This is a genomic window from uncultured Bifidobacterium sp. (assembly GCF_963540075.1).
Classification (GTDB): Bacteria; Actinomycetota; Actinomycetes; order Actinomycetales; family Bifidobacteriaceae; genus Bifidobacterium.
Genome location: NZ_CAUTOG010000018.1, coordinates 17,575 through 30,648, shown reverse-complemented (window position 1 = coordinate 30,648; position 13,074 = coordinate 17,575). Strand labels below are relative to the sequence as shown.

Genomic DNA, 13,074 nt, shown 5'->3' with positions numbered 1-13,074 from the left:
GCATCTGCGGGACGTGGCCGACAGGCGCATCATCACCGACCCCAACGACTAGACGGACGGAATGCAAGCCGTCGGGGGTGCACGTACGGGAGCACAGAGGAATTCACCAATCATGCCAGAAACAGTGATAACCGCAGAACAACAACATGGAATGCCGGAGTTTTCGCTTGTGGTTGCTGCGTATAACATGGGCGCCTATGTGAGCCAGTGTCTCGACAGCCTGTTGGCTCAGACCTTCGAAGATTTTGAAGTGATCATCGTCGATGACGGCAGCACCGATGATACGGCGTCTGTCATTGAACGGTATTCCGAATCTGACCGGCGCATCCGAATCCTTCATCAGCCGATGAATATGGGAACGCATCTTGCAAGGAAACGGGGTGTGGAATCAGCCTCTGGTCGATGGATCGTTTTCGTTGATGCCGACGATGAGTTGGAGTCGCATGCGCTGCGGACGCTTCACGACGCTGTAACGCAGAATTCGAGGGTGGAACTCGCCTACTTCAGCCGCACCATTATTCCCGAGGAGGGGGCGCCGGAGGACGAGGCCGATAGATTGGAGAAGGATTTCTGCGTAGAGGACGGCCTCCTCGATTCGGACGATGCCATACGGCAGACCTATTCGAATTCTGACCGGCGCATGCTGATGTGGACCGTCATCAGCATGATGATTCCCCGTGAGCTTGCCCGGCGTGCGTTCGACGTGATGGGTGATGTTCGACTTGGACGCATGGAGGACGCCTTCGAATTCCTTGTGCTGCTATCCCAGACCAGTCAGCCTCTGATGCTGATGAGTGATCGGCTGCTTCGGTACCACTGGGGTCGCGGGGTCACAGGTGCCCAAAGAATGGAGCTCGGGACCTTCGAAGCCCATGTGCAATCCATGCGTGGGGTCTATGACTGCATTCATGACTATGCGAGCTCTCTCGACACCGCATCCGTCAAGGAGGCCGACCAGTGGCTGTCGACGGAGATCCCCCGTCATATCTCCACCGAAATGGTGCTTCGCGTTAATCCTGACGAGGAGGAGCAGGCCGCGCTGGCCTTCGCTCGGGCATGGGGGTCTCTGGTGGTCGAGTCAGAGCTCAACCGACTGATTATCGACAGAGCGACCGGGCTTCGGGAAAACGAAACCGCGCCTGGTCAGAAGGACGAACTCTGGAGACTGCGCAGAATCCGTGACATGGTCGTTCTGGGAGGATACCCGGGAGTGGACAATCCACGGCAGCGCGCATCCGCTGACGATCGTCGTCGCAAGGCCGATGGCCTTCTGACGACGGCGGGCGGGGGGGATGTCCCTACGGATGGTCGTCGCATCGACACCGAGACGGCGAAGCGGCTGGCCATCTTCTGCTTCTACGATCGACAGGGGCATGCGGCTCGTTTCATTCCCCGCCTTCTTGACGACCTCATGAGAAACGTCAGCAGGCTCGTGGTCGTCGTCAACGGGCTTCTGGATGACGAGTCCCGGGAGATGTTCGGTCATTACACCGATACCATCATTGTGCGGGAGAATATCGGACTGGATATAGCCGCCTATCAGGAGACGATGCTCCGAATCGGATGGAGCCGGCTCACCGAGTACGACGAGGTCATCTGTCTCAATGACACGTGCCTCGGCCCCGTCTACCCCTTTGCCGAAATGTTCCGGACAATGGATCGACGACCCGTCGATTTCTGGGGGATCACGGCGTATGCCGGTGAAACCGTCAACGGCGAGGATATCCCTACGCATATTCAGTCGTATTGGCATGCCTACAGACGGTCGCTCGTCTCCTCTTCGGAGTTCCAGAGCTACTGGCAGAACATGCCGGTGTTCCATGACTATGCCCAGGCGACCCGCAAACACGAGATGACGTTCACCAAGCATTTCGAGGATCTGGGATTCACCTGGGACTCCTACGTCGACTGGCGCGCCTATGCTGACCAGTCCTCGTATCCGCTGCTCTATATGCCGCTCGAGATGGTGCGCGACGCCCGTTGTCCGGTTTTCAAGAGACGAGTGTTCTTCGTCGAGTACGAATTCGTCTTCGACCAGACCGCCGGCCAGGGGGCCATGGATCTTTACCGCTATCTGCATGACCATTCCATCTATGACGTGGATCTCATCTGGGATGCGCTTGTTCAGTCCTACAACGTCGAAGACATTCGCAAGGCGATGCATCTGGACTACGTGCTGCCGACGAGGGCGCTCAATCCCGTCTCGGCTCAGATTCCACGAAGCGCCTTCATCTTCCATGTCTTTTTCTTGGATCTGCTTGATGACACCATCCGGTACATCCGTGTCATCCCCGAGAAAACGGATATCTACGTCACCACCAATCCGGAGAAGGTCGATGCCATTCGCAACAGGCTCCGGGACGAAGGCCTGAAGCATCGCGTCACCTTCATCACGGTGGTCAACAGAGGGCGTGACGTCTCCGCGCTGCTCATCGCCGCTCGTGACGTCGTTCTATCCGGACGATATGACGTCATCGGCTTCGCCCATGACAAGAAATCGGGACAGAACCAGGACACCGGGCATCATGGCACCGAGACCCGGGGATTCGCCTACAAGCTTCTCGAAAACACGCTCGGCTCACGGAACTATGTGAGGAACATCCTCGGATTGTTCGCGGACAACCCCCGTCTGGGTCAGGTGTCGCCCCCGCCGCCTTTCCATGCCTTGTATTTCGCGCATACGCGTCCCAGCGATTGGGGACCTGATTATGACATCACCCGCGATCTCCTGGAGAACCGTCTGAATATCCATGTCCCTCTTGACCCTGCGAAGGCGACCATGAGCGCCATCGGCTCCTGCTACTGGTTCAGGGTCGACGCTCTGCGTCCGCTGTTCGAATATCCGTGGAAATACGAGGATTTTCTCCCGGAAGGGGAGATGGGAGGGGATGGTTCCGTCTCCCATGCCATCGAGCGCGCCAATGGCTATGTTGCCCAGTCCCGCGGTTACTATCCGGCGTGGGTGGTTTCCGATCGCTACGCTCGGATAGAGATTGATTCCGCCCTCCATACGACGGACGTCCTTCTGAAGGCCCTTGGGCCTGACCGCGCCGGCGAAACCCTGCTGCAGACGGCAGGGGCGCTGAGCATGCAGATCGGGAGTCCTTCACGCCATCCGTGGCGTTGGATTCATCGGCATGCCCATTTATTGTTGCAGTGGTTCACTCATCATGTGATTCAGCCCTTGCCCGACCCCATCGAAGACTCCGTGTACCGGTCTTCGTGGTATCTGATTAATGTCATAAGGCGTGCCAAGGCCTCGTTCAACGTCTGGTTGGACGGTCAGAGACGGAGAAGAAGCAGATGACGCAATCTCGCTCCATGAATGTTGAGGACAAGACCGTTCCAGGTGTGCCCGCACCTCATCGACGGACCTATTCCTCCGTCGTGCTACGGGAGCTGGTCAGAACCGATTTCAAGCTTCGTTACCAAGGGTCCTTCCTTGGCGTGGCGTGGTCGGTCATCAAGCCCCTGATGCTTTTCGCGGTCATGTACGTGGTATTCGTGCGTTTCCTCAAATTCACGGACGGCACCCCCCACTTCCCTCTGGTGCTGCTTCTTGGCATCACCCTGTGGAACTTCTTCGCCGAGGCCACGACGATGGGCATGCAGTCCGTCGTCGGTCATGGTGATTTGCTCAGAAAGATCCACTTCCCCAATTACATCATCGTCGTCGCGGCGACCATGAACTCCATGATCTCCCTCGCGATCAATCTTGTCGTCGTCATCGTCTTCTGCCTGTTCTCGCGTGTCGAATTCACTTGGCGAGTGCTGCTTGCGCCATTCGGCGTCATCGAGCTGTACGCCCTCGCCGTGGGAATCGCCCTGGTGCTGGCCACGCTCAACGTCTACTTCCGGGACATCCAGCATATCTGGGAAGTGGTCATGCAGGCCTTGTTCTATGGAGTCCCCATCATCTACCCGCTCTCCATGGCCGCACAGGTCTCTCCTGCGTTCGCCAAGTTCATCCTCATCGACCCTGTGGCCCAGTCGATACAGGATGTGAGGTGGGCGCTGATCGCGCCGCAGACGACTCCCACCACGTGGAACTACGTCAACACGTGGTGGATCAAGACCATTCCCGTGGCAATCGTCCTGGCGGTGCTTGCGCTGGGAGTTGGTATCTTCGAAAAGCACAGCAGAAAATTCGCGGAGATCATGTGATGAGCACGACAACCATTACCCCCACATCCGAAAAAGTGGAACGTTCCTCCCACGGTCTCCCGGACGACATCGCCCTGCGGGTGACCGACGTCGCCAAGGCATTCCGTCTTCCCACCGAACAGGCGACCGGCCTCAAGCAGGCCTTCATCAATTGGACCAGAGGAGTCAAGGGCTACCGGATCCAGGAGGTGCTGCGCGATATCTCATTCGACGTGCACCGAGGGGACTTCTTCGGAATCGTCGGCCGCAACGGCTCCGGAAAATCAACTCTTCTCAAGATCATCTCGGGAATATACGCCCCGAACGAGGGAACGGTGTGCATCAACGGCAAGCTGGTGCCGTTCATCGAATTGGGCGTTGGCTTCAACCCGGAACTTACCGGCCGCGAGAACGTCTATCTCAACGGTGCCCTGCTCGGGTTCAGCCGGGACGAGATAGCCGGCATGTATGACGATATCGTCGAGTTCGCCGAGCTTGGTGAATTCATGGACCAGAAGCTCAAGAACTATTCCTCCGGGATGCAGGTTCGTCTCGCCTTCTCCGTCGCCATCAAGGCCCAGGGGGACATTCTCGTCCTGGACGAAGTGCTCGCCGTCGGAGACGAGGCCTTTCAACGCAAGTGCAACGACTTCTTCTCGGAGATCAAGAAGGACCCTTCCAAGACGGTCATTCTCGTCACCCATTCCATGGATTCCGTCAAGAAATACTGCAATAAGGCCATCCTCATCAAGGATGGTCGGATCGTCGTCGCCGGAGACAAGAACGAGGCCGCGGATCGATACACCGTGGAGAACCTCAAGTCCCTCGCCCCCAAGACGGACGAATCGCGGAACGCCTCCTCCGCGCACGAGTATCCCACCGGGCTCAATGCGCGTTGTCCGCTTCTCAAGGCGACCGTCGTAGGAGACGGAGTCGCTGCGGCGAAGGATCATATCGTTTTCGACGTTGACTACCGTTTTGACGAGGATATCCCCTTCTATCTGGCATTCTCCTTCACGGATATCAAGCGTGGAGGAATCTCCTATGATTCCGGATCAATAAGGATGACGGAGAGCGGAAGACGCCGCGTGCGTTTCTCCGTTCCTCTGACGCCTTTCACCAGCACCGACTTCCGGGTGATCGTCTCGTTGCGCGAGGATGATCCCAATGACCCGCACGAGACCAAGATGATCGCCTTCACCAACGACCGCAATGCGTGCCTGTTCTCGGTGCGCAACGAGGACGAGTCATCCGCCTACGCGTTGCTGTCGAGTGACGTGCTTCCCTTCTCGAAGGAATACATCCATGTCGTGGAGAACGATGCCTCTGAAGTCGGATGACAGTCACCGCTAACGAAGCGTCTTGATTCGCTTGTCGTAGACGACCTTCTCCGCGAGACGAATCCAACGATGCATGGAGCAGCTGAATCGCTGCCGGCTGCGGAGGCCCGCGATCAGATCGTGGATGTCAGAGCGATCCGACGAGAGGACGCGCATGTTGTCCGCAGCGGCGGCCCTCGCCTCCTCCCCGAGCGCACCGACCATCGTGTAGTAGCTGCGCATGGGCGTGATGCCGTGGCGTAGGGCCAGCCGGAAATTGGCGATGCCGGCCATCACGTTGTCGTGGTAGAAGCCGAAGCTGCGCTCCGCGTGCGTCACCGACGCCGGGGACTGCAGCCAGTGGTAGAGGACGAGGTCCACGTCGGCCACCGCATCCATCCGCTCATAGAGGCGCCCGGCGACCATGACGTCCTGCGCGTAGGCGTGTTCGGGGAAGCGGATGCCCTCCCAGACCTCCCGACGGTAGAGACGGCACCAGTTCGCCTCGTTCAGGTAGCGCGCCTCCGTATGCCGGCCCATTCTCTGCCCGACCATCCGCAGGCTTTTGCAGAACACCGTCTGGTAGGCGCGCAGAGGATCGGCGAAGACGGTGACGCCGCGTGGCGGTTCCGCGCCCTCGGCCGCGAGCCGGGCGATATCGGCCCGTCGCGAGAGCCCGAACTGACGCCATCTCGCCTTGCTCATCGATGCCCCGGTGGACGTCAGGGCATGGAGGAGCAGCTCGATGTTGCGCCTGTCCAGGATGTCGTCGTTGTCGCAGAAGGCGATGAAGTCGCCGTGTGAGGCGTCAAGACCGGCGTTCTGGGCGGATCCGATCCCGCCGTTGGCCCGGTGGATGACCGAAATCCGATCGTCGGATGCGGCGTAGGAGTCGCAGATCCGCCCGGAGGAGTCCGTGGAGCCGTCGTCGACGAGAATGATCTCCAGCCGCCTATGGCTCTGCCCCGTCAGCGAATCCAGACAGTACGACAGATGGTCCTCCGCGTCATACACGGGGACGATGACGGAGACCAGGGCATCGCCCCCGCCTCTCTGCGAACCCCGCGCGGGGTTCGCCCATGGCACGGTGACCACCCCGGGAGCCCTTCGTGACCGTCCATGGGGGGAGCCCGCCGTGCCCTCACGCATAGATGCTCCGAGGTCTCAGATCCTTCGGCAGCCCATCGAGCAGACCGGTGACGGATCCGTATTCGAACACCGAGCGCACGCCCGCCGCCAGCAGGGGGGCCACGGAGAGCACGGTCATGTTGGGCAGACGCTTCTCGGGCGGAACGGGGACGGTGTCCATGAGGATGATCTCGCGGACGTCGATGTTCCGCAGACGCTCCACGGCCGGTCCCGACAGCAGACCGTGGGTGGCGACAAGCGTCACGCTGCGTGCGCCCGCCTCGTTCAGCGTGCGTACGGCCTCGCAGATCGTGCCCGCCGTGTCGATCATGTCGTCCACGACGATGCAGTCCCTGCCTCGCACGTTCCCGACGATGCCATGCGCGGTGGCATGGTTCGGGCGGGTGATGTCGCGCGTCTTATGGATGAAGGCCAGGGGCAGTCCCCCCAGCTTGGCCGCCCACTGCTCCGAGACCTTGATGCGGCCGCCGTCGGGGGAGACCATCGTCGCGTCGGACAGGTCCATCGTCGAGCGCACGTAGTCGAGCAGCACGGGCATGGCCGTGAGATGGTCAACAGGACCGTCGAAGAAGCCCTGCTCCTGCGAGGCATGCAGGTCGACCGTCATGATCCGGTCGGCCCCCGCCGTCCGGAAGAGGTCGAACATGAGTCGGGCGGTGATGGGCTCGCGGCCCTGATGCTTCTTGTCCTGCCGCGAATAGGCGAGGAAGGGAGCGACCACCGTGATCGAGCGCGCCGAGGCCCGTCTGAGCGCGTCGACCATGAGCAGCTGCTCCATCACCCACGTGTTGATCGGGCTCGTATGCGCCTGGATGACGAACACGTCGGCGCCACGCACCGGTTCGGCGAAGCGCACGTACAGCTCGCCGTTGGCGAAGTCATAGGCGGTGGTCCTCACGAGCTTCACGCCCAGGTTCGCGGCGGTCTGCTCGGCCTGCGCCGGATAGGCCCGACCGCTCACCAGACAGAGCCTCTTGCCCGGTCGTCCCTCGAGAATCGCCGACATTCCGTCCTCCTGACCGTCCGTTCCGCGGGCCGCGGTACTCCCGTCCGCCGCCCATCATGGTGCGGTGTGGACGACGCTCGCGGCGTCCCCCATGCGAATATAGACGGGCGGCCGTACCGAGCCTTCCTCCGGTTCCTCGTGTCCCCACCAGGTCCTCACGTCGCGGGGTCTGCGTGCCCCTGTCCGTCGCCCCGTTGCATGTCAGTCCCTCGGCGCCTGCCGGAACGGCGATGGTCGGTCCCGGACGATGGGAGGTCCCGGCGTGCAGGGCAGTGTGTTGCGCCACAATCGTCGTGGAGGTACCATTGAGCGGTTGTCCGCGTTCTGCGCGGATTCCATGCAAACACACTCCTGCCGTGGAGGTCCCACGGCCGTAAGTCCGAAGGAGGTGGGTGATGTCTGCGCATACCTATGAACTCATGTTCATCGCCAATCCGGAGCTCGATGAGCGCGGTCTGAAGAAGCTGACCGAGCAGTACCTCGAGATCGTCGCCAAGGAGGGCGGCACCGTCGACAAGACCGACTACTGGGGCCGTCGCAAGTTCGCCTACGAGCTCGCCGGCAAGAACGAGGGCAACTACGTGGTGGTCAACTACACCGCGGAGCCCGCGACCAGCGCCGAGCTCGACCGACTGCTGAACCTCAACGAATCCGTGATCCGCACCAAGATTCTTCGCAAGGACGCCAAGTAGGGCATCCTGTCCGTCGCGGGTCCCCGCCATCCTCATCCGTCGTCGCCGTCAGGGCGCTTCGATGGATTGGTGACCGAGGTTCCCCGCCCATCGTCGAAACGGCAGAGCGTCAAGGAACGAGGAAGAGACATATGGCAGGAGAAACAGTCATCACCGTCGTGGGGAACCTCACAGGCGACCCCGAGGTCCGTGCGCTCTCCAGCGGCGTCTCCGTCGCCAGCTTCACCGTCGCGTCCACCCCGCGGACCTTCAACCGCGAGACGAACCAGTGGGAGGACGGCCAGGCCCTCTTCCTGCGGTGCTCCGCATGGCGCGGGCTGGCGGATCACGTCGCTCAGAGCCTGTCGAAGGGGACGCGCGTCATCGTCCAGGGACGTCTCAGCCAGCGTTCGTATCAGGCGAAGGACGGGTCGAACCGCACCGTCGTGGAGCTGACGGTCGATGAGATCGGCCCGTCGCTGCGCTACGCCACCGCCCAGGTCAATCGGCAGTCCTCCGGATCGGGATTCGCCGGCTCGGGACGGTCCGGCGGCTTCTCGCCGGCGGGCGGCAACGGCGGATACCAGGGTGGCGCGGGATACGCGGCCCGTCCGGCGGCTTCTCCGACCCAGGCGGCCCCGTCCGCCCCGGCCAGCGACCCCTGGGCCTCGCCGAGCTCCTCCGAGGATTCGTCGTTCTCGTCCTTCGGGTCGGGTTCCGACTTCGGCGGCTCCGGCGACGACCCGGAGTTCTGACCCGCGTCCCTGCGTTCCACCGTCCAGACATACACAAGACACAGTCATTCATACGATTCTCACTAAGGAGAATTCCCCATGTCACGCAAAAGGCCACAGCCTCCGGTCAAGCCCTTCAAGAAGAAGCCGAACCCGCTGAAGGCGGCGAAGATCACCGAAATCGACTACAAGGACGTCGCGCTGCTGCGCAAGTTCGTCTCCGAGCGCGGAAAGATCCGCTCCCGCCGCATCACGGGCGTCACCATCCAGGAGCAGCGCGAGATCTCCAGGGCCGTCAAGAACGCCCGAGAGATGGCTCTGCTGCCCTACGCCACGTCGGGCCGCTGAGTCGCGAGGAAGGAACAGGACATGGCTGAAACCAAGGTGATTCTCACCAAGACCGTCGCCAATCTCGGACACTCCGGGGACGTCGTCGAGGTTCGTCCGGGCTACGCCCGCAACTACCTCATCCCGCAGGGCCTCGCCTTCCGGTGGACGAAGGGGGCCGCCGCCCAGATCGAGGCGATGTACCGCGCCCGTCTCGCCAGGACGATTGCCACCCGTCAGGACGCCCTCGCTGCCAAAACCGCCATCGACGGCGTCACCGTCGAGATCGCGGCCAAGGTCTCCGAATCCGGCAAGCTGTTCGGAGGCGTCTCCGCCGACGCCATCGCGGCGTCCCTTGCGGATCGCGCCCCCGTCGACCCGAAGTCCATCAAGGTCGACCCCATCAAGACCACCGGCGAGTTCCCCGCCACCGTGGCCCTCCATCCCGAGGTGTCGGCCTCCTTTACCATCAGGGTCGTCGCCGAGTAGCGATTCCGTTCCGGGCGTCCGAAGCCCTTGGCTTCCGACGACGGGTCGGGTCCGGAGAGCCGCCGCTGCGGCGCCTTCCCGGATTTCTAGCGTCCCCCGTTCGCCATCAGGCGCGCGGGGGACGCTCGTTTTCTCCCCGCCGCCCGCGTGATCGTCGGCTCGGCCTGCAGACTCAGGGCGTCGAGGGGAAGAAGATCCCAGCCGGCATGGTGCAGTTCGGCGAAGTCGATGGCCAGCATCATGCGCATCGCCCGCGGATGGTCGGTGATGATGCCGTCGACGCCCGTCCGCGCCCACCGCAGCGCCATGAACGGGCGGTCCACCGTCCAGACCCACAACGAGACCCCCGCCTTCCGGGTGCGCGCGAGCAGCGACGTCGGATAGAACGAACTCACCGCCAGGACGTCGGTTCCCGCCTTGGCGATCGAATCCACATCCACCTTCTCACCCTTGTGCATGACGTACATCGTGCGAAATCCGCTTTTCTCGGCGGCGGCGATCTCGCCGAAGTCCAGCGATTCGATCAGCGTGCGGCCTTTGAGTCCCCGTGTCGAGAGGATGCGCTCCAACCGGGTGAGGGTGACTTCGTCCTGCTTGTTCTCCACGACCAGGGTCGGATCCTCGCCTCGCTCGTCGAGCGCATCCAGAACGCTTCCCAGAGTGGTCGGATGCCAGCAGTCCTCTGAAGCCCAGGAACCCGTCCACAGACCATCAGTCAGACCGCTCCAGGTCCCTCGCCACGTGTCGTCCCATGTCAGGCACATCCCTCGCCATTGCGACGCCGTCAGAGAGCTCACATGCGTGTCCGAGGAGTTCTCGGTGGATTCCCCGGTTGTGGCGTCATGAGAGATGGCGATCCTGCCGTCCGCCAGGGTGCGCAGGTCCATCTCCAGAGGGAAGCCCTGCTTCGCGGAATCCAGGAAGCTGCGCAACGAGCCTTCCGCGGCGGTCTCGGCCCCGCCTCGGTGGGCCACAAGCAGCGGCACGCGGGAGACGCCGAAGGAGGCGGCGACCGCGGGACGGACGGCCGTCGCCGACAATACGACGGCAAGGGCGGCAAGGGTCACGATCACCGGCACGAGGGGAATCGCCACGCGGGACTCATCGCGCCGCTTTCGGTGATGTCGGAACGCATTCCGCGACATGAACCGGCCGGGGGCGCGTCCACGCCCCCGACCGGACTCAGCTGAAGCCATCGGTGCCCTACGCGAAGTAGAAGCCGCTGAAGTCGTACTGGTACACGCGGTAGATGATGTTCTTGATCACGGTCATCTTCCACTGGCTGATGAGGTTGCCGTCGGTGTCGTACACGCCGATGATCCCCTTCGTGCCGGAGTCGACGAGTATGGTGCCGTTGCTCAGCTCCTGCACGCTGCTGACGATCGGGGAGAAGGGCACGTCGAAGGACTTGACGAGCTTGTAGGTCTTGGCCTTCTCGTCGACGAGGAACTTGTAGTACTTGGAGTGCGTCCCCGTCGCGTAGCTCGTCTGGATGTCGGCGTTGTGCGCCTTCCAGTCGTAGTTGGGTCTGGTGTTGCTTAGACCGTAGTTGTTGTCGAACATGTACAGGTAGTACTGGCCATCCGGCAGGCTGGAGTCCGGGTCGTAGGTGATGGTGTGCTGGCCGCCGGTCCCGTAGCTGTCGCCGATCTTCGTGAGCAGGTACTTCGCGTAGTCCGTGTTCTTCCAGAAGCTCTTCTCGCCGATCATGTAGTCGATGGTCGGGTCGCTTTCGATGTTGTCGAGCTTGATGGCCGTGGATGTCTCGCGGGAGCTGACGATGGCACTGCCGTCCGGCAGCAGCTGGATGGTGTTGAGATGCAGCCAGTCCTTCTTCGTCGGCGTGGAGTCGGCGTTGTAGTGGCGGCTCTTGTCGTTCGTCGTGTCCGAATTCGAACTGGAGCTGGTGGCCTTGCCGCTCATCGAGGCGAAGGCTGTGGAGTTCATATAGGACTTGTAGATCTTCGCCATGTCGGCGAGAAGGGTGACCTTGCCCGTCGTCGTGTCGATCTTGATGATCGCGTCCTGGATGGTCTTTCTGCGGGTGTCCGTCGCCAGCACCACGAGATTGCCGTCCGAGTCGAGCGCATAGTCATGGTGGAGGATGTAGTTGTCGCCCGTGTAGAGGAACTTGACGATGCGGCCCAGTCTGTTCATGCCCACGATGTAGCGCGTGGACGCGCTGAAGTACATCAGTCCCTTGCTGAACAGCAGGCGGTGGGCGCGGTAGTAGAGGATCGGGATCTCCGCGCGCAGCACGCCGTGGGTGTCGTAGTAGAACAGGTAGTCCTGCTCGTCGCTGTCGTTGCCGAGGATCGCATACAGGCCGTTGCCGAGGTTCTGCCCTGAATTCGCCTTCGTGCTGGTGAGCCTGCTCTCCTCGGGGCCGAGCTTGTCGGAGCTCTTCTGGGTGATGGTGCGGGTGATGCTCTCGCCGTTGCGGTAGGTGATGGTGAGCGTCACCGTGTTCGTCTCGCCTGGCACCAGGCCCACCGCCTGGAACTCGTGCTTCGTGGAGTAGGAGTCGCCACCCTTGGGGGTCGCGGCGTAGTCGGGGTAGTCGGTGTTCGTCGTGGAGACGCGGTAGGTGACCTTGGCGGCGCGCTTCGTGGTGAAGTAGACGTACAGGCCGGAGGTGCTCGTGCCGTAGGGGTTCTCGCTGGTGTAGATGGAGTCCTCGTCATGGGTCTTGGAGTCGCGGTCGGAGACGAGGTCCTTCTGGGCCTTCGTCTGATAGGAGCTCGTGTAGATCCGTGCGATGCGGTCGTTGAGCAGCTCGACGCGCTTGGCGGCCACGGCGGTGCTCACGGGGCTCCACAGACCCGCGACGAGCCCGACGACCACGAGCACGGCCACCGAGGCGATCAGCCATTTCCTGCCTTTCGGTGTGCGAAGAACGGATTGCGGACCGAATGGCGACTTCACGACGTCTCTCCCTTGATCTGGCGGCTGGCGGTGGATTCCGAGTCGACGGACATCCATAAACAAGCGTAGTGACGGTGAATGACGCGAGATGTTATCCCACCTGCCAAGGTCGTGGGAATATCACCCGTGAACGCTTGGAGGACTCTGAATGTTCGCTGAACTCAGATGACGCCGTATGTTCGAGGCTCCCGAAGGGTCGGAGGCGACGGACGAGATCCATGGATGCCCGCGGACGTGACGACGGGGTGCCTGGCGGAGGCGGACGCTCATATGGAGAAGGCGCGAATCCTGCGATCCGCGCCTTCCTCCGG

The 13,074-nt window shown here is 61.9% G+C and carries 11 protein-coding genes; 7 read left to right on the top strand and 4 right to left on the bottom strand.

Annotation, left to right across the window (positions count from 1 at the left end; translation table 11 throughout):
- The first annotated feature begins 61 nt into the window (after positions 1-61).
- The 3 genes from RWX87_RS03650 to RWX87_RS03640 are packed head-to-tail and all read left to right on the top strand — an operon-like array spanning position 62 to position 5,483.
- On the top strand, positions 62-3,307 hold the full coding sequence (locus RWX87_RS03650; protein WP_314687054.1) for a rhamnan synthesis F family protein: 3,246 nt from the start codon (positions 62-64) through the stop codon (positions 3,305-3,307).
- Between the two features lie 14 nt (positions 3,308-3,321).
- Complete coding sequence (locus tag RWX87_RS03645; protein ID WP_314687051.1) at positions 3,322-4,164, top strand: ABC transporter permease; 843 nt, start codon at positions 3,322-3,324, stop codon at positions 4,162-4,164.
- Positions 4,164-5,483, top strand: coding sequence for an ABC transporter ATP-binding protein (locus RWX87_RS03640; protein ID WP_314687049.1), 1,320 nt, complete (start codon positions 4,164-4,166; stop codon positions 5,481-5,483). Before RWX87_RS03645 ends, RWX87_RS03640 begins: the two co-directional genes overlap by 1 nt.
- Before the next feature lie 9 nt (positions 5,484-5,492).
- Here RWX87_RS03640 and RWX87_RS03635 read toward each other — a convergent pair whose 3' ends face one another.
- Both RWX87_RS03635 and RWX87_RS03630 read right to left on the bottom strand, forming a co-directional pair.
- Complete coding sequence (locus tag RWX87_RS03635) at positions 5,493-6,557, bottom strand: glycosyltransferase family 2 protein (RefSeq protein WP_314687046.1); 1,065 nt, start codon at positions 6,555-6,557, stop codon at positions 5,493-5,495.
- A gap of 46 nt (positions 6,558-6,603) precedes the next feature.
- Entirely contained in the window at positions 6,604-7,617 is a 1,014-nt protein-coding gene (locus tag RWX87_RS03630) for a ribose-phosphate diphosphokinase (protein WP_314687044.1), read from the bottom strand.
- A gap of 395 nt (positions 7,618-8,012) precedes the next feature.
- Between RWX87_RS03630 and rpsF the strand changes: the two genes are divergently transcribed.
- The 4 genes from rpsF (at position 8,013) to rplI (ending at position 9,838) form a co-directional block, all read left to right on the top strand.
- On the top strand, positions 8,013-8,309 hold the full coding sequence (gene rpsF, locus RWX87_RS03625) for a 30S ribosomal protein S6 (protein ID WP_314687059.1): 297 nt from the start codon (positions 8,013-8,015) through the stop codon (positions 8,307-8,309).
- A 131-nt stretch (positions 8,310-8,440) separates the two neighbouring features.
- Positions 8,441-9,043 (top strand): single-stranded DNA-binding protein, encoded by a 603-nt coding sequence (locus RWX87_RS03620; RefSeq protein WP_314687042.1) that lies wholly within the window; start codon positions 8,441-8,443, stop codon positions 9,041-9,043.
- 78 nt (positions 9,044-9,121) lie between these two features.
- Positions 9,122-9,370 (top strand): 30S ribosomal protein S18, encoded by a 249-nt coding sequence (gene rpsR / locus RWX87_RS03615; RefSeq protein WP_314687040.1) that lies wholly within the window; start codon positions 9,122-9,124, stop codon positions 9,368-9,370.
- Between the two features lie 21 nt (positions 9,371-9,391).
- Positions 9,392-9,838: a 50S ribosomal protein L9 gene (rplI, locus tag RWX87_RS03610; RefSeq protein WP_314687039.1), complete on the top strand. Its 447-nt coding sequence runs from the start codon at positions 9,392-9,394 to the stop codon at positions 9,836-9,838.
- Positions 9,839-9,924: 86 nt separating this feature from the next.
- Here the strand turns inward: rplI and RWX87_RS03605 are convergent, their stop codons facing one another.
- Positions 9,925-10,932: a glycerophosphodiester phosphodiesterase gene (locus RWX87_RS03605; RefSeq protein WP_314687036.1), complete on the bottom strand. Its 1,008-nt coding sequence runs from the start codon at positions 10,930-10,932 to the stop codon at positions 9,925-9,927.
- 109 nt (positions 10,933-11,041) lie between these two features.
- Positions 11,042-12,763, bottom strand: a complete 1,722-nt coding sequence (locus tag RWX87_RS03600) for an aryl-sulfate sulfotransferase (protein WP_314687034.1) — start codon at positions 12,761-12,763, stop codon at positions 11,042-11,044.
- Positions 12,764-13,074 lie beyond the last annotated feature (311 nt).

Coding starts and splice junctions, on each gene's coding strand:
- RWX87_RS03645 (WP_314687051.1), top strand. CDS start 3,322: ATGAATGTTGAGGACAAGACCGTTCCAGGTGTGCCCGCACCTCATCGA.
- RWX87_RS03620 (WP_314687042.1), top strand. CDS start 8,441: ATGGCAGGAGAAACAGTCATCACCGTCGTGGGGAACCTCACAGGCGAC.
- RWX87_RS03650 (WP_314687054.1), top strand. CDS start 62: ATGCAAGCCGTCGGGGGTGCACGTACGGGAGCACAGAGGAATTCACCA.
- rpsF (WP_314687059.1), top strand. CDS start 8,013: ATGTCTGCGCATACCTATGAACTCATGTTCATCGCCAATCCGGAGCTC.
- RWX87_RS03630 (WP_314687044.1), bottom strand. CDS start 7,617: ATGTCGGCGATTCTCGAGGGACGACCGGGCAAGAGGCTCTGTCTGGTG.
- rpsR (WP_314687040.1), top strand. CDS start 9,122: ATGTCACGCAAAAGGCCACAGCCTCCGGTCAAGCCCTTCAAGAAGAAG.
- rplI (WP_314687039.1), top strand. CDS start 9,392: ATGGCTGAAACCAAGGTGATTCTCACCAAGACCGTCGCCAATCTCGGA.
- RWX87_RS03640 (WP_314687049.1), top strand. CDS start 4,164: ATGAGCACGACAACCATTACCCCCACATCCGAAAAAGTGGAACGTTCC.